Here is a 17,690-nt window from a genome sequence, read left to right as displayed (position 1 = left end):
TTCCACTAAAAAGAGGTCCCCTTGGACCTCTTCTCAATAAAAATCATCATTTGATTTTTTATTTTGATTTTCATAAATATTTCTATAATTGTCTTCGTAAGTTTTTTCTTTCTTATCAGGCTCATTAAATTTTTCGCCATAGCTTTCATCAATTACATTTCCATAGGGTTCTGAAGGAATTATAATTGCAAGAGCAATATAAACCCAAATGCTAAGTCCGCCAGGCACAATTAATAAAAAGGTAATAAGCCTTATTACTGTAGAATCAATTCCCAAGTATTCAGCTATGCCACCACATACGCCTGCGAAAACTCTATCTTTTCTCGATCTATAAAGTTTCTTCATTTCACACTTCCTTTGACTTGAAAATAAAATTTATTTAATAAAAATTTACCCAAAAAGGGATTTTTTATTCAAAGGCTAAAAGTAATTCTCCACTTTCAACCATGTCCCCTTCTCTTACAAATATATCTTTAACTTTCCCATCAACATTGGCAATAATATTTGTCTCCATTTTCATGGCTTCTGCAATAAATAATTTATCGCCCTTTTTGACTTCATCGCCTTCACTTACAAGGACTTTTACAATCTTTCCTGGTATAGAAGACCCCACTTCTTTTTCATTTTTAGGATCTGCATAAATTTTTTCTTCTTTAAAAGTATCTCCACTTTTAACAGTTTCGTCCTTGATGTTAATAGTTCTTCTTGAACCATTTATTTCAAAGGTTAAATTTCTAGCGCCATTTTCCAAAAGTTTTCCAACTTCAATTAATGTAACTATTAAAGTCTTTCCTTCTTCAAGGGAAATTTCTGTAGATTCCCCCTCCATTAGACCGTGGAAAAATACATCGGAGCCAATATTTGTAACTTCTCCATTTTCTTTTATATAGTCAATATAATTGTCAAAAACTTTTGGATAAAGGGCAGATGAAATTATATCTTCTTCACTTGGCTTAATTCCCTTTTCTTCCAAATGTTTTTTAATGGCGCCAAAATCTTCATCAACAAGAAGTTCACCAGGTCTTTTTGTAATAGGTTTTTCTCCCTTTAAAATCATCTCTTGCAAATCTTTTGGGAAACCTCCATAAGGTTGACCCATCATGCCCCTAAAATAAGTCATGACAGAATCTGGATAATCGAGATTTTTTCCCTTGTCTAAAATATTTTCTGGAGTGAGTTCATTTTGTACCATGAAAATTGCAAAGTCGCCAACCATTTTTGATGAAGGCGTAACTTTTACAATGTCGCCAACCATTTCATTAACTTTTTTATACATTTCTTTTACATCTTTAAACTTGTGACCAAGTCCAAAGGATTCAACTTGTGGTTTTAAGTTTGAATATTGTCCACCTGGAATTTCATATTTATAAATTTCTGTAGTTCCAGATTTTAAATCTGATTCAAAATTTGCATAGACAGGTCTTACTGCTGCCCAATATTTTGAAATATCTTCAGCCTTATCTAAATCAATTTCTGTGTCCCTATCAGTATTTTTAAGGGCAGCTACAACAGAGTTTAGGGCAGGCTGTGAAGTTAATCCACTCATGGAATTTACTGCTGTATCGACAATGTCAACTCCAGCTTCTGCAGCTTGTAAAATTGTTGCAACACCATTACCTGTAGTGTCGTGAGTGTGAAGGTGAATTGGGATGCCAATTTCTTCCTTTAAGTTTTTAATTAATTTTTTAGCCGCATAAGGCTTTAGTAGTCCAGACATATCCTTTATGCCAATTATTTGGGCTCCCGTTTTTTCAAGTTCCTTGGCAAAATCTATATAATATTTTATAGAATATTTGTCTCTATATTCGTCTAAAATATCTCCAGTGTAGCACATAGTTGCCTCTGCGATTTTTCCATTTTTAAGAACTTCATCAATGGAAAGTTGCATACCTGGTAGCCAATTTAAGGAGTCAAAAATTCTAAATAAATCAATTCCATTTTTTGATGACTCTTTTATAAATTTAACTACAACATTATCTGGATAATTTTTGTAACCAACAGTATTGTTGCCACGAATTAGCATTTGCAAAAGCATATTTGGCATTTTTTCACGCAAAATTTTAAGTCTTTCCCATGGATCTTCGTGTAAAAATCTATAGGCAACATCAAAAGTTGCACCGCCCCACATTTCCACAGAAAATAATTTATCCATGTTGTAATTTAAAGCTTCAGCAATTTTTACAAGATCAAGAGATCTCATTCTAGTTGCCATAAGAGATTGGTGAGCGTCACGCATAGTTGTATCTGTCAAAAGAAGTTTTTTCTCTTCCAAAATATGTTTCTTTAAACCTTCTCCACCAAGCTTGTCAAAAATTTGCTTGTAACCTTCAAAATTTTTCTTTTCAAATTCAGGCACTCGTGGAACATCAAAATTCTTTTCCAAAGTCTTAGAGTCATTTACAACTTTTTCGGCAATGATTTTCATTAGCCTTAACTCTTTATCCTTAGAAGATTTTATTTCAAATAACTCTGGATGTTCTTCTATAAAACCTGTATCGCAAGTTCCCTCTTGAAATTCTTTTGTATTTAAAACATTTAATAAAAATCCAATATTAGTCTTTACTCCACCAACTTTAAGTTCAGATAAAGATCTCTTTGCCTTTCTTATAGTGTCTTTCCAAGTTCTTGCTTCAGTTATAACTTTTACAAGAAGAGAATCGTAATAAGGAGAAATGACAGCTCCAGTAAAGCCGTTGCCACCATCAAGTCTTACCCCAAAGCCTGAAGATGACCTATATAAATTAATTTGACCAGTGTCAGGCATAAAATTATTTAGAGGATCTTCTGTTGTAACACGACATTGAATAGAAAAACCTCTGTGTTCAATTGAATCTTGACTCTTTATGCCAATTTCGTCGCTGTCAAGTTTATATCCCATAGCAATTAAAATTTGTGATTGCACAATATCTATATCTGTACACATTTCAGTAACAGTGTGTTCAACTTGAACTCTCGGATTTACTTCTATAAAGAAGTGGTCGCCCTTTGAGTCAACTAAAAATTCTACAGTCCCTGCATTAGAATAGCCAATAGACCTTGCAATTTTTAAGGCATCTTGGCAGATTTCTTCCCTTAATTCTTTTGGAAGAGAAAAAGCAGGAGTGTATTCAATTACCTTTTGATGTCGTCTTTGAATTGAGCAGTCTCTTTCGTAAAGATGAACAATATTTCCATACTCATCACCTAAAATTTGCACCTCAATATGTTTTGGCTTGTGTAAATATTTTTCAATGAACATAGAATCATCGCCAAAGGCTTTTTTTGCTTCATTTTTTGCAGATTCGAATTTTTCTAAAAGTTCGTCTTCACTTTCAGCTATTCTCATCCCTCTACCGCCACCACCAGCAGCAGCTTTTATCATTACAGGATAACCACAAGATCTTGCAAATAAAAGAGCCTCTTCTTCATTTTTAATCGGCTTTTCAATTCCTGGAATAGTGGCAACTCCCGCTTCTTTTGCAACGATTTTTGAAGTTATTTTATCTCCAAGTTTTTCCATAACTTCAGATCTTGGTCCAATAAAAGTAATCCCTTCTTCTTCACATTTTCTTGCAAATTCAGGATTTTCAGACAAAAATCCATAGCCAGGATGAATTGCATCTACTCCCTTTTTCTTAGCCAGGCTAATTATCTCATCAATGTCAAGATAGGCATCGAGAGGCGATTTTCCCTTGCCAATTAAGTAGGACTCGTCTGCCTTAGTCCTAAAAAGGGCGAGTCGATCTTCTTCAGAATATATTGCAACAGAGCGAATCCCCATTTCTCTTGCTGCTCTAAATATTCTAATGGCTATTTCGCCACGATTTGCTACTAAAATTCTTTTAAACTTTTTCATGTTTTCCTCCCTTTTAGTTTTACATATTATACATCAAATATAAAGTAATGTGTAGAAGTAGGAGTGAATAATTAAAAAATAAAGGGACCTCGGCGTGGTCCCTAAATTTTCATAGCAATTTATTTTCATTAAATGGCAGACATCTGCTGCAAATCGAAGTTCGCTATGCTCCTTCTCTTTGGCAGATGGTTGCCGCTGACCTACCAGCAATTTGCTTCGCAAATTGGGTTAGGTCAAGCAAAAAGAGACCTAAAGGATCTCTAAAATTTCATAGCAATTTATTTTAATTTCAAGGGCAGACTCTCTGCAAATTCAAGTTCTCTTCGGTCTTTCTCCTATTAAAAATTGCCGCTAACCTAGCAACAATTTCTTGACAAACTTTTTTTGGCAAGAGCAGACATTTGCTACGAATCGAAGTTCGCTAAGCTCCTTCTCTTCGGCAAATGGTTGCAGCTGACCTACCACGAATTTCTTCGCAAACTTTTTAGGTCAAGCAAAAGAGCCATGTTGCCATGGCTCTTGTAAAAATAATATATAATTATCTTTTTGAGAATTGTGGAGAACGTCTTGCTTTTTTAAGACCGTATTTCTTTCTTTCCTTCATTCTCGGATCTCTTGTTAAGAAACCTGCTTTTTTAAGAACTGATCTGTATTCAGGATCAACTTCAAGAAGTGCTCTTGCTACGCCGTGTCTAACAGCTCCAGCTTGTCCTGAGTAACCGCCACCAATAACTTTTACAATTACATCAAAAGACGCTTCTGTATCAGTTAGTTCAAGTGGTTCTTTTGCAACAGTTCTTAGAGTTTCATAATCAAAATATTCTTCAATGTCTTTTCCATTAACTGTAAATTTTCCATTGCCAGGTAGAAGTCTAACTTGAGCGATGGATTTTTTTCTTCTTCCAGTACCTCTGTATTGTATAGTATCCATTCTTACCTCCAATTAAAATTCATAAACTTCAGGTGATTGTGCAGCGTGTGGATGTTCAGCTCCTGCATAAACCTTTAGTTTCTTAATCATTTGTCTTCCTAATCTTGATTTTGGAAGCATACCTTTAACAGCTAGTTCAATAACTTTTTCTGGTCTCTTCGCCATCATTTCAGCATAGACAACTTCTTTTCTTCCGCCTGGATATCCAGTGTGATATGCGTGAATTTTTTGATTTAATTTATCGCCTGTCAATACAACTTTGTCTGCGTTAATAACAATGACAAAATCTCCACAGTCCACATGTGGTGTAAAGATAGGTTTTCTCTTTCCTCTTAATACGCTTGCAATTTCAGATGCTAATCTACCAAGAACTTTGCCTTCAGCATCTATTACATACCATTTTCTTTCTACTTCATTTGCTTTAGCCATGTAGCTTTTCAATGAATTTTCCTCCTAAATAGTTTAAAAATTATTCCGGGGCTTTTTAAACATGACCTTTATTTTAGACTAGATAGCCTAATTTGTCAATATTTATGGGAAATTTTTTTATTTTATTTTCACATTTTTTGTGATAAATAAATTTCTTATATGCTTTCTCTTTCTTTTTCAATATTTTGGTTTTCAAGTGGAGTAGGATATATAGATTCTTTCTTGAATTTTTCAATTTGTTTTTTAACTCTATTTACAGATGCCATAGTTCCTACACCTGCTATACATCCACCAGGACAAGCCATTCCTTCTAATAAATATCCGTCAAGCTTTCCTGCTTTTGCAATTTTTAGCATCTTCATACATTCAGATAAGGTATGTGCTCCTTGAATGTGAATATCCTTATCTGGATTCATTTTTTCTGCCACAACTTTTACTGATTCTGCAACTCCACCTGCTATTGGATAGCCTCTTCCAAGAGCTGAACCATCTTCTACATCTTCTTCTACTTTTATTTCAGAAGGTTCAATATTCTTTGCAACAAACATTCCCATTAATTCTTCAAAAGTTATAACAAAGTCAACGTCTGATTTTACCTTTGTATCAATTGCTTCTAATTTTTTTGAAGTGCAAGGTCCAATAAATACAACTACTGCATCAGGGTCCTTTGCCTTTATGTGATTTGCGGTATATCTCATTGGTGAGCCTGAGTCAGAAACTTGCTCGAAAAATTCTGGGAACTCATTTCTTATCATAAGAGTCCAGGAGAAACAGCAACTTGTTCCCATAAATGGTATTTCATTAGGTACTCTTTCTAAATATTCTTTTGCTTCGTGAAGAGTTGTTAAGTCTGCTCCAAGGGCTACTTCAATTACATCTACAAAGCCAAGTTGTTTTATCGCTTCTATAATTTGTTTTGCATTTGTATTGGCACCAAATTGTCCTATGTAGGAAGGTGCAATGGCTCCATAAACTTTTTTGCCAGATTTTATCGCCTTTATTAGTTGGAAAATTTGTGTCTTATCTGATATTGCTCCAAAAGGACATTCTGCAATACATCTTCCACAAGCAACGCATTTGTCGTGGTCAATGTCTGCTCTTCCATATTCATCAGAGCCTATAGCATTTACTCCACAGGCTGCTGCACAAGGTCTATCATATTTTACTATAGCTGAATATGGGCAGGCATCATGACATCTACCGCATCTTACACATTTGTCCTTGTCAATTATAGTTCTATCTTTTCCCATGGAAATTGCATTTACTGGGCATACATTTATACATGGGTGAGCAAGACATTTTCTACAATTGTCTGTTGTGTAGTAAGATTTAGTTGGACAAGCTTCGCAACCAAATTTTATTACATTTATTAGTGGTTTTTCATAAGCATTTGTATCTATGTCAACTTTATCAAAACCGTCAGTTACATTTTTAAATACACCAATTTCTCTAACATCTAAGCCCATGGCAAGTCTAAGTCTTTCGTCTACAACTGCCCTTTCTCTAAAAATATCACTTCTATATTTCGCCACTTCGCCAGGAACAATTTTGTAACTGGACTCTTCAAGGGCAGAAATGTCTAAATCATTATAGGCTATTCTTGCAACTTCAGCAAAAACTTTTCTTCTGATGTCTACAAGTGTTCCATAAATCTCTTTCATCTTTTCCCCTTACTATATTCTTAATTTATCAATTATTTTCGCACTAACTTCTTGGGCAGTAGCCTTTAGCATAATTTCATCATCTACAATTACAACTGGTGATGCTTCGTTGTTGTGAATTTTGCAATAGTTTAAACAATGAGCAAATTCAATTTCCAAATTTTCTGCAGAACAAAGCTCAGATTCAGGTCCACACAAATGGTCTTGTAAGTACTCTACTGCATCATAAATAGCATTAGCTCCCATAAGAGTGCATCTTGCACCCATACAAATAGTAACTTTCATATATCCTCCTCATCACTCTATAAAGATAGTTTAACATTTAACAATTACTTCTTCAATCATCATTGTAATTATTTTATAATATTATTTTTAATAGTGCTAAAATATAAATGAGGTGTTATATGGAACTTTCAAAGATAATAAAAAAAATAGATTTATTTAATAATCTAAATGATTTAGAGTTTGAAGAAATAAAAAAATTTTTATCAGATATAAAATTTTATGAGAGAAAAATGACTGTATTTAATCTCGGAGACAGTATAAATTATTTTGGCATCTTGTTAAGTGGACAGGTGGAGCTTGAAATTAATGATGAATTTGGCAATAAAGCTATTTTATCAAAATTATCTGCTCCAGCGCTTTTTGCAGAATCTGTATTAATTAAAGGCCTAGATGAAATTCCACTATCCGTTGTAACCACTATGGACACAGAAATTATTTTTTTTGATTATAAATCTTTTAGTGAAAAAAATTTAAAGTCAAAGGAAAAAATAAAAGATAACTTAATAAAAATACTTGCAAGCAAAAATTTATTTATGCGCGACAAGTTAAATTTACTTAGTTTACCTACAAGCCGTTCAAAAATTTTATATTTCTTATCTAATGAATCTAGAAAAAATCGCTCAAAATATTTTACCATTGACTTTAATATAACTGAACTGGCACAGTTTTTAAATTTAAATAGATCTTCACTTTCCCGCGAACTTTCTAAACTAAAAAAAGAAGGCCTTATTGATTATCACAATAAAACCTTCCGTATTTTATAATTTTATTTATTTTGATGAGCTATTCTTGCAGATGCAGCTGCAGCAATTGCTGCTACCAGGTCATCTGCAAAAGTAGTAACTCTTTCTACTTTTTTCTTTTCATCAAGATCCTTTATTATACCAATTTTTTTCTTATCAAGATAACCAAAATTTGTAAGACCAATTGTGCCATACATATTTACTATGCCAAGAGTTAAAATCTCATCAATTCCATAAAGTCCTTCATCATCGTGAATAATAGATTGAATTGGCTCAGGTAGTTTACCTTCGTTTGCCAAGTCATCAAGGGCAAGTCCCGTTAATATTGCATGAATTGCCTCTCTTTTTTTTATTACGCTTTTTACACTTTCAAGACATCTATCCAAATCAAGATCTTCGATGTAGTCGCCTTGAAGCTCCTTTACAAGTTTTGCAATTTCAATTAACTCTACTCCAAAATCTCTTAACCTTTCTACAGTCTGATTATAAAGTTCTTCTGTATCGTATTTATAATATGATTTTCTCACATTTCCTCCCTTTTTTTCTTAGCTCTATTTCTAGCCCTGTTTCTTCTTATTAGCTTTGCCCTAGAAATTTTTATGCTAATTCCATAAATAAAACCTGGCAAAAGACTTGCAACTAAAAGACTAAGGGCATTGTAATTTATTCCCAAGACCTTTATTGCGTAAACCTCTGGCATCAAAAAGAATTCTAAGGGGAATTTCCAATAAGAGCCACCAACAGATCGGCTAAAAATTTCCTTTCCAAGTCCTAAAAATCCAAAGGCAAAGAAAACTAAGCCTATAAGGACAATTAAATTGCCTGCAAAAAAATCAAGACTTTTTGCATTTCTCTTTGAAAGAAGTTTCCCAAAATTATAATAAAGGACCACAATAACTGCCACAATAATAGCTTTAAAGAAAATATTTCCATAGACTAAATTTCTCATGCTAGAACTTAAATTAATAAGTGCCGCAATTGCAAAGGTTATAAAAATTATTAATATGTGAAAAATTAAAGCTCTAGTATTATTTCTCATAATAACTCCTAGTTATCAATAAATCTACTTGCACTTTCAGTGAATTTTATATTCATATCCTTATCCACCCAAATAATTGCAGAATCTGTTTTCTCTGCCAAATACTTTATTTCATCATCAGAAGAATTAAAGGCAGCTGTTGATAAAAAGTCGCAAAGACCTGAATCTCCTTTAATTATAGTAACAGACTTTAAATTATTAGAAGGCTTTAAGGTATCTGGATCTATTATATGACAATATCTCACTCCATCAACTGTAAAATATCTTTGGTAATCGCCACTTGTAACTACGGAAGTACCAACAACATTTACAACACAAATTGTGTCTTCTCCATTTTCCACTTCTGGATTTTGAATTCCAATTCTAAAATTATCTCGACCATCTAGGGGCTTTCCAATAATTCTAACATTTCCTCCAGCAGAAATTACTGCAGACTTAACTCCTCTTTCTTCAAGTTCTCTTGCCACAAGTTCTGTCGCAAAACCCTTGGCAGTTGATCCAAGGTCTAGCGCCATTCCCTTTCCTATTTCAACAGAATTGTTCTCTTCATTTAATATAATATTATTCATATTTGTAAGAGGACGTAATTTTTCAAGCTCTGCATCACTGGGAATAGCTTCACCCTTTAATTTAATAACTTCTTCCTTAGTCTTTCCAGAATCATATAGATCTCTATAATCATTCCAAATTTTTGTAACAGGACCAAGGGCAATATTAGTCTTATGAGAAATATTTTTATAATCATCAACTGAATCTTTAATAAGCTTAAATAAGGTGTCATTAACTACAGTAGGCTTTATTCCTGCATTATCATTAATAGACTTTACATTTGCTAGGCCAGTATAATTTTTATAATTGTCAAAAAGTTTGTGAAGGTCCTCAAACCTCATCTTTGCATATTCCAAATTTTCTTTGGCAAAATCCTCATCATCAGAATAAATTGCTATTTCAACATAAGTATCAAAGGTACCATAAAATCCTAGGTCATACTTTATAGCATCCTTATTTATATTTTCTGTGCTAACTTTTTTATTATTTTCTTCAATTTTATTACTTTTTATGTTTTTATCGCCACAAGCTGAAAGTATTAAAAGTCCTCCCAAAGCTAAGGCTAGTAATGTTTTTTTCATTTTATCACCTTCTATATGATACCATTTTAAGATAGACTTTTTCAATAAATAATAAGTTTAAGGCTTTCTCTCTCAAAAATTTTTATACAAAAAATAAAAGCCGCCAAATGGCAGCTTTTATTCAAATAATTAAACTTATTTATTTTTTTTATTTTCTTCTTCTTTTCTTCTCTTGCGTCTTCCAAGTAGGAGAAGTAGACCTGATGCAAGACCTGCTGATGCAGTTTCAGTAACTAGACCTGCGTCAGCTGTCTTAGGAGCTCTATCATCATTTTTAGCTTGTCTATTTAGAACTTTATTTGCCACAAATTTTTCTTCTTGGGCTTTTTCTTCTTTAACAAGTTCTTTTTCATCTTGAGATTTTTCTGCCTTTTCAGTTTTATTTACTTCTTCAGATTTTTCAGAATCAGAAATTTTCTTTTCCCCTTCAAACCTTTTGTCCTCAAGATTCTTTCCTTCTGGAGTCTTGCCTTCTGGAGTTTTACCATCAGTAATCTTTTCTTCAGTAACCTTTCCAGGTTCAGCTGGCTTATTTGGCTCAACTGGTTTTTCAAGATTTACTGGTTTGTTAGGACTTTTGTCATGATTATCTGGTGTGCCTGACGTGTTTGGTTTATCAGTAGTTTCTCCTGGTATACCTGAATTATCTCCACCTGAGTTTCTTGGATCTTCTGGGTTTCTTGGATCTTCTGGGTTTCTTGGATCTTCTGGCTTTGTTGAATCCGTTGGGTTCACTGGAGCTGGACACATATTTTCAGTTGGTTTTGTGCCAACTCTTACAATCTTATTAACTGGAGCTACTTTGCTTGCCTCATCTTCCACACTTACAAATTTTCCAAGTTCTTTATCAAAGTAAGTTTTTACAGTCACACTACCCTTTGTTCCTGGATGAGCTAGATCATCTTGAACAGTTCCAGCATCAATTGTATTGTCATAGACATATTCTGTATTAAATGGAATTTCAACTAATTTTTCTACTGGTTTTGTACCAATTTTTACAATTTCCTTAACTGGTTCTTTTGTTGTTTCTACTTTAGAATATTCTTTATCAGCTAATACTCCATTTGTATATTTTTGACTTACAGTTTGCTCAGTTTTTCCAGTTTCACCTTTTTGAGTAACTTCTTTTGTTCCTGCTTCCATGTTGTCATCATATTGGATTTCTGTATCAAATGGAAGAGTCTTTTCTATTGTGTGAGTAAATTCTCCAGTAAATTTCTTTGTACCGACAGTTATTTTTTGTTTTGCTGGAGTTACAACTTCTTCTTCTGTTGTAATAATTTTGCCAGTTGCTGGGTCAAATTTATTGACAATCTTTGTTTCAACATGACCTTTTGTCAATTCGCCTTTTTCGACATATCCAAGATATTTACTGTCATCTTTAACATATTCAATTTCAACATCAACATCATTGTTATAGTCTTTGTTGTTTTCAGCAACCTTGGTACCTACAACTATAACTTCATCGACAGGAGCTTTGTACTTATCTTTTACTTCTCTTGTATTTAAGTCCCCATCAAACTTGCCATTTATAAGGTTTCTATAATACTCAGTTGTCTTACTGCCTGCTTGTCCAGGAGTTTCTACACGAGTTGTTCCAGCTATCATAGAATCATCATATTTTATTTCTACCTTATAAGGTATTTCTTCTGTAATTTCCTTAGAAATGTGTTCTGTTACAGTCTTTGTACCAACTTTAACAATACGATTTACAGCTGGTGTTTCACTTACAAGCTCTTCTTTGACTTCACCTGGAACACCATTTTCAAATTTTTGAGTATACTTAGTTGTCTTAGATCCTCTTACACCAGCTTGAACTTCTTTAGTTTCTCCTACTGGTAAATTTGGGTCTTCTTCAACTATTGTTATATATTTTGTTTCCTCTGTCACTTCATGACTTGTTTCACCGGTGAATTTTTGGTCTCCAACTCTTATTATAGCCTTAGTAGGTGCGGTTTCTTTGACTATTGGATCTCCTACAATTTTTGAATTTACAATATTATAAGTAGTAGTTTTGCTACCAGGCTTGCCTTCTTGATCAACTACTTTTTCTCCTGGTTGTAAGTTAGGGTCAAAGGTAACTTCATATTCGAAAGGAATACTTTCTTCATGGACTATAGTATTTTCTGTCTTAGTACCGATAAGCATTTTTTTGTTCTTAGCTTCTTTGTTTGTAACTTTGGTTGTAGTTATTTCTCCGGTTTCAGGGTCTCTCTTTGTAATAATTGTTACTTCGCCCTCTTCACCTTTTTCTTTTAACTGCATATCGCCTTTTTTCAAAGAGTCACTAGTTTCGTAGTCAGTATCAGCTGGTATTGTTACAGTTGTTACTGCTGGTTTTGTACCAATCCTAATTTCTGCATCAACTTTTTCGGTTATTGTTTTAGTTTCAACAGCTTCCTTATCTTTTACAAAATTACCGTTTTCGTCGATGATTCCCTTTTCACCGTTAATTACTACTTGTTTGAAAGTGGTTTCAGTTTCTCCAACCCTACCTTCAGTTTTTACAACCTTACCTATTTCTAAAGTATCATCGTAAATTACATTTGTTTCAAAAGGTATCTTACTTGTATATGTCTTAGACACTTCTTGCTTATACCTAGGTCTAGCAATAAATTGTGCTTTTACAATTTCTTCCTTTGCTTCGCCGGTTTTTTCATCAATGTAATTTACCTTGACATTGACATAGAGGTTTTCTCCGCCCTTGATGTCAGCATCTTCAGGTACAACTGCTGATACTGCACCGGTTTCAGGATCAACTTTAATATCTGTCCATTCGTTTCCTGCACTATCTTTGTATTTGCTGCCATCTTCCGGCATTACTAATTCATAAGATTTTGGTTTGTTTTTCTTGGTTGCTGCCTCATCATTTGGTAGCTCTGGTGTTTGAGTTAAAGTATCTCCCTTATAACCAACTTCCGCATGATATTCCGGACGGTTATTGTCTGACTCTTGGACAACAAAGTGGAACCAGTGAACATCTGTTGAACCGTTGGTGTAGGTGTATTCTACAGGAATTGCAACAAAGTCTCCTGCCTTGGCAGATTTTGGTGGAGTTACGGTGAAACTAGAAATATCATGAGGATTTACATCTACCTTCCACTTATCCTTTTCCGCTTTGCCTTCATTTGCCTTATTGATAAAATCTAAATTTATCTTGCCTGCAGCTTCTCCATTTTTTTCAGCTTCATTCATATCTAGTGCAGATTTGTCAGTTTTCGTTGGATTATTTGGTTGTACAATTTCAACCTTAAAATCTTCACCCGGTTTCACAGCTGAAGATGTTATCGTAGAAGTATCTTCGTGATTGCCGTCTTCAAATCTTTGGTTATAGTAGCGAGTATCATCAAGGTTAATCTTAAGCTTACCGATTAAATTGTAGTGATCGTAGCGGTCGATGCCTTGCTTGTCGATTGTGACATTTTCGCCCTTGTGGTTGATGGTCCCGGTTCCTGCCCCTGCCCCTACATAGGTACCTGTATCACCAGAATCATCCGGTGTTTCTGCTATGGTTTTAAATTCGTCAGCAGTTCTAGGCCTAGCAAAGAATTTAACATCCAGGTTTTGGATGCCCTTGTAGTCTTTTGTGTTAAAAATTGACTCTTCATTTACTACATACTTGCCATCTGCATTTTTCTTAAGGGCGCCTTCCGGCATTTTGATATGGATGCTGCCGTCATCCCCGATATAGGCTCTTGCACCCGGTACAACAGCTCCTGTAATCGGGTTATAGACTTGACCTACCAGTCTATCCTTGGCGTTTGCGTCAATATTGTCTACCTTTACACCGGTATTGATGTCTTGGCCCTTGACAAATACTTTTTCATTGTATTCGCCATTTAGCTTCATAAGCTCGAGCTTGTCATTTTCATTAGGCCATGGGTTGACCTTGTAAGTTATATAGAAGTTATTTCCATTAAAAAACTTAAGATTTGGATTATCTTGGGTATAATTGTCCTTCATGCCAATGACAGTAGTGTTAACGTCCTTGTTGTTGATATGCTTTAGAGTTTCTTCACTAGCTTCATATTCATATAGGCTACCACGATTCACTGTAATACTACCATCTTCATTAGGTTTGTAAGTGACATCAGGAGAATCAGGAGTAAGTTTTTCTCCCTCGCCCATCATTGCTTTATCTCCTCCTGTTGAAGGGATACGACCTGAATCTGATACAACAATTTTCGTATAGGTCCTTTGACCTGTTTTCTTATCGATAGAAATTACATAACCATATTCGGTCTTGCTTGGAGAAGTTTTTGACGGGTTTAAGGTATCAAACTTAAAACCGTCTTTTTCTACTCCCTCATCAGTCTTAAAGTTTTCAACTATTGTAGAGCCTGGCTCTAGATCAGTTTCCTTATAACGTTCGCTGTCACTATAATTATTGATTTTCTTTTCATCATCAGTATAGTTTGGCTCAGTAGATGCTTCCGGAGCTTTTTGAGCTGCCGGCGGTTGTTCTTCACTTATCTCCGGTTTCGTTTCCGGCGTAGTAGAGGACTCAGCCGGTGCCTCTGCTTGCTTTTCTTCTGGATCTGTAGCTTCTGAAGTTTGTTTAACTTCAGTATTTACATTTTCTGTGCTTTGATCCCCAGAGCCGACTTGACCGCCTACATTTTCATCTGACATTTCTAGAGAATTAGCTGATTCCACTGCAGCTGATTTATCTCCAATGTTAGATTCTTTTGAATCAACAGCAGAAACTCCTTCTCTTTTTTCAGAACTTGCATCTGAGTTTGTCTTTACATTTGTATTACTACTTGAGGTATTTTTATTTTCACTTTGTACAACTGCATTTGCTGCCGTATGTGCAGCAGCGTCAACTTCTGATGCTGCATTTACCTTTACAGACATGGAAATTGACATAACCGTCGCCATAGAAAGTACGGCAAATACCTGCTTACCGTTCTTGATTGGATTCATAATACACTACTCCTTTTAAATAAAAATTAAAGCTATCTTTTTAATAGATTTAAGAATTAAAAATCCATTAAATATAATTAATAAAAAAGCCCAAAATTTTAATTGGACAGTTTTGGATATAAAGCTATATTAGTATAATCTTTTATATACTGCTATTCATACCTTTTAATAGATTAATTTAATCACAAAAAAAATAAATTTACAAGTGATTTTATATAGATTTGCAAATATTTAATATAAGTTTAACATTATAGTTTTGATGTTAAAGTCAAGAAAATAATAAATATTAATTTATCAATTAAATATCAATAATTGCATTGGTTTTATTACCTTTTACATGTGATATAGTGATTTTTTAATTAATATTGATTTTTTAACTTTAACTTGCCTAAGCTATATTAAACTTTTTAAAAAATTTAAAAACCGACTCCTTAGGAATCGGTATTTTTCACTTTGTGGATATTTTATATGGCGAACTTATTTGACATATACTGGTCTAAGTGAGTCCTTATACTTTTCCTTCTTGCCATGAGTCAAGTCGCGGAAAAGTTCCTTTAACTTCATTGTGAGCTCCCCTGGTTTGCCATCGGCAACTTTTATGTCATCAACTTCAACTACTTGGGCAACTTCCTTGGCTGTTTCTGAGAAAAAAACTTCATCTGCGTTATAAAGCTCAGTCCTTGCTATTGCTTTTTCCAGGCACTCAATGCCAAGCTCTTCTATGACAAGCTCTATAACTACATCTCTTGTGATCCCTTCTAGGATGTCATCAGAAATTTATTGTTCTAAATTTTATACCATTTCAGGCAAAATCCAAGTGTTTTAAGGATGCAAGAGCGTGCATTCTAGGCTTTTTTTTGTAAAAATCTTTCAATTTAATATAAAAAATATCAAATTTAAAAATGGAAGCTCTTATTGTCTATTTTGTCATTTTTTTATAATCAGTTCTTCAAGATCTCTGTCCTCAGAAATATTTACTCTTCTAAGTCTTCTAAGGGATTCGGGAAGATATTTTACAATAGTATTTTTGCCTTCCTCTGATGTTACAGTGACTTTATATCCTTCTTCTGTCAAAAGCACTTCTGTTAAATTGTTATAAATTCCTTGAGGATAAGCAAAGACATAGGGTTCATGATTATTAAATTTTCTATAGACTTCCTTAAATTTTTCTGAATCTTCTCTAAAATCTTTTATAAAGTCTTTTTCTCTTTCTCCCTCAATCATGCCCAAGTTTTCTCTATATTTTATTCCCTTGATTTTATAGGATTGATGGAAAAAATATGAGTGAGAACCAAATTCAAATACATCTTCAACCTTTTTTGCTTCCTCAGTTGAAAAATGCTTATTCATATCTTTGTTATTGCCAGGATATTTTTCTCTTCCCATTAAATTTCCAATGGGAAATATTGTTGCCACTTGCCCATATTTTTTTAGAAGGGGATATGCTATGTCTATATTTGATGAATAACCATCGTCAAAAGTAATAATTCCAAATTTTTCAGGCAGGTCTTTTTCTCCCTTAACATAACTAATTAAATCAGAAAATTTTACTGTTTCAATATTGTTGTCCTTTAAAAATTTTAAAAATTCTTCAAATCTTTTTGCATCTATGGTATAAAGTCCCTCTGCCTGGTCCTTTAAATGATGAAAGGCATAGATGTAAAACTCTCTTTCTAAATTTTTTGTTGGACTATTTATTTTTTTATAGTCGCCTTTTTTTACAAATCTTCCAAATTCACCCTGTCCCTTATAAATTTTATCTAAAATTAAATTTCCAAGGGCATTTCTAAAGTGTGATGGGTCATAGAAAAATCTAGGATCATTTTCAAAAGTGCTGTCAGTGAAATCCCAATATTCTGTCACATCTGAAACTTTTTTTAAGTATTCTTCTACTTCATTCTCGTCATATCTATCATTTTGCATTTTACTCATTGGAGTCAAAATAAATTTCACATCAACATTATTTTCTTGGCACATTTCTTTTATACTTTTTATTGCAGCAACTGCTTCATCAATATTTTTTAATTTAATTTTTTCATTATAAACTTTAAAATCTAAATTTTTTATATAATCTTCTTTTGAGCCAATATATTCTGTATCTCGAACTCTCTTGTCATAGCTGCCGTCTAAGTTAAATACATCAAAATTATCTGGCAGATAAGTATTGTTTTTTTCTGCTTTTATTTTATCCATTCCATATTTAGGATTTGCAAAGGCATAATTTTTGTAGAAGTTTATTTTATTTTCGCCACTTACAGAAGGGTGCAATAAATAATTTAGATTTCTATTATTTTCATGATATTTACTTGCTGATGGAATAGAAAAGGGCATTATAATTGATTCTACATCATAATTTTTCACTAAAAATTTTACAGTCTTAACTGTGTCATAAAGGTCTGCCCCATAATAAAAACAGTTGAAATAATCTTTTCCTGTATATTCTTTTAATTTTTTTGTGGGAATAGAGCTAGAGCCTGAAGCTCCAATTATAAAGTTTTTGTAGTTTTTTTCCTTTTGGATTTTTTTTAAATAAGTTATTTTTGCAGTCCTTGGGTTTTGCGTGAAATCATAGGAATACCACTTAAATAAATTATCATTAAATACATTAAAGGAATCCGTCAAAATATTAAAGACAACTATAAGAGCCATTATGATAACCCCAATAATAATAAATAATTTATTAAATTGTCTCGATCTCTTATTTTTCATAA

Annotated in this window: 13 protein-coding genes; 1 reads left to right on the top strand and 12 read right to left on the bottom strand. The window is 33.4% G+C overall.

The window, feature by feature from the left end:
• Nucleotides 1-33: 33 nt before the first annotated feature.
• From JOD41_RS07920 to JOD41_RS07895, 6 genes are all read right to left on the bottom strand, one after another.
• Complete coding sequence (locus JOD41_RS07920) at nucleotides 34-345, bottom strand: PspC domain-containing protein (protein WP_205052358.1); 312 nt, start codon at nucleotides 343-345, stop codon at nucleotides 34-36.
• A 64-nt stretch (nucleotides 346-409) separates the two neighbouring features.
• A complete protein-coding gene (locus JOD41_RS07915; protein ID WP_205052357.1) occupies nucleotides 410-3,835 on the bottom strand; it encodes a pyruvate carboxylase in 3,426 nt (1,141 codons plus the stop codon).
• Between the two features lie 538 nt (nucleotides 3,836-4,373).
• On the bottom strand, nucleotides 4,374-4,766 hold the full coding sequence (gene rpsI / locus JOD41_RS07910) for a 30S ribosomal protein S9 (RefSeq protein ID WP_156701420.1): 393 nt from the start codon (nucleotides 4,764-4,766) through the stop codon (nucleotides 4,374-4,376).
• A gap of 12 nt (nucleotides 4,767-4,778) precedes the next feature.
• Nucleotides 4,779-5,207, bottom strand: coding sequence for a 50S ribosomal protein L13 (gene rplM, locus JOD41_RS07905; protein WP_156701417.1), 429 nt, complete (start codon nucleotides 5,205-5,207; stop codon nucleotides 4,779-4,781).
• A 143-nt stretch (nucleotides 5,208-5,350) separates the two neighbouring features.
• The gene (locus JOD41_RS07900; RefSeq protein WP_205052356.1) at nucleotides 5,351-6,856 is read right to left on the bottom strand and encodes a 4Fe-4S dicluster domain-containing protein; all 1,506 of its coding nucleotides are present in this window, start codon (nucleotides 6,854-6,856) and stop codon (nucleotides 5,351-5,353) included.
• A gap of 12 nt (nucleotides 6,857-6,868) precedes the next feature.
• Nucleotides 6,869-7,141 (bottom strand): NAD(P)H-dependent oxidoreductase subunit E, encoded by a 273-nt coding sequence (locus JOD41_RS07895; protein ID WP_019108415.1) that lies wholly within the window; start codon nucleotides 7,139-7,141, stop codon nucleotides 6,869-6,871.
• 119 nt (nucleotides 7,142-7,260) lie between these two features.
• Here JOD41_RS07895 and JOD41_RS07890 point away from each other — a divergent pair, with 119 nt between their 5' ends.
• Nucleotides 7,261-7,905: a Crp/Fnr family transcriptional regulator gene (locus tag JOD41_RS07890; protein WP_205052355.1), complete on the top strand. Its 645-nt coding sequence runs from the start codon at nucleotides 7,261-7,263 to the stop codon at nucleotides 7,903-7,905.
• Nucleotides 7,906-7,907: 2 nt separating this feature from the next.
• On the opposite strand, the gene JOD41_RS07885 is transcribed toward JOD41_RS07890, so the two are convergent.
• The 6 genes from JOD41_RS07885 to JOD41_RS07860 form a co-directional block, all read right to left on the bottom strand.
• Nucleotides 7,908-8,411, bottom strand: a complete 504-nt coding sequence (locus JOD41_RS07885; protein ID WP_205052354.1) for a phosphatidylglycerophosphatase A — start codon at nucleotides 8,409-8,411, stop codon at nucleotides 7,908-7,910.
• Nucleotides 8,408-8,923: a hypothetical protein gene (locus JOD41_RS07880; protein WP_205052353.1), complete on the bottom strand. Its 516-nt coding sequence runs from the start codon at nucleotides 8,921-8,923 to the stop codon at nucleotides 8,408-8,410. The genes JOD41_RS07885 and JOD41_RS07880 overlap by 4 nt, the downstream gene beginning before the upstream one ends.
• An 8-nt stretch (nucleotides 8,924-8,931) precedes the next feature.
• Complete coding sequence (locus JOD41_RS07875; protein ID WP_205052352.1) at nucleotides 8,932-10,053, bottom strand: FAD:protein FMN transferase; 1,122 nt, start codon at nucleotides 10,051-10,053, stop codon at nucleotides 8,932-8,934.
• 135 nt (nucleotides 10,054-10,188) lie between these two features.
• Nucleotides 10,189-14,979 carry a G5 domain-containing protein gene (locus tag JOD41_RS07870; RefSeq protein WP_205052351.1) on the bottom strand — a complete coding sequence of 1,597 codons (4,791 nt, stop codon included), beginning with the start codon at nucleotides 14,977-14,979 and terminating at the stop codon, nucleotides 10,189-10,191.
• Between the two features lie 477 nt (nucleotides 14,980-15,456).
• A complete protein-coding gene (locus JOD41_RS07865; RefSeq protein ID WP_338046857.1) occupies nucleotides 15,457-15,744 on the bottom strand; it encodes an aminotransferase class IV in 288 nt (95 codons plus the stop codon).
• Nucleotides 15,745-15,906: 162 nt separating this feature from the next.
• Complete coding sequence (locus JOD41_RS07860; RefSeq protein ID WP_205052350.1) at nucleotides 15,907-17,688, bottom strand: polysaccharide deacetylase family protein; 1,782 nt, start codon at nucleotides 17,686-17,688, stop codon at nucleotides 15,907-15,909.
• Nucleotides 17,689-17,690: the final 2 nt, after the last annotated feature.

The organism is Peptoniphilus gorbachii, from assembly GCF_016908115.1.
Classification (GTDB): Bacteria; Bacillota; Clostridia; order Tissierellales; family Peptoniphilaceae; genus Peptoniphilus_A; species Peptoniphilus_A gorbachii.
The sequence above is the reverse complement of the archived record's forward strand: the minus strand, read 5'-3'. Positions and strand labels throughout refer to the sequence as shown.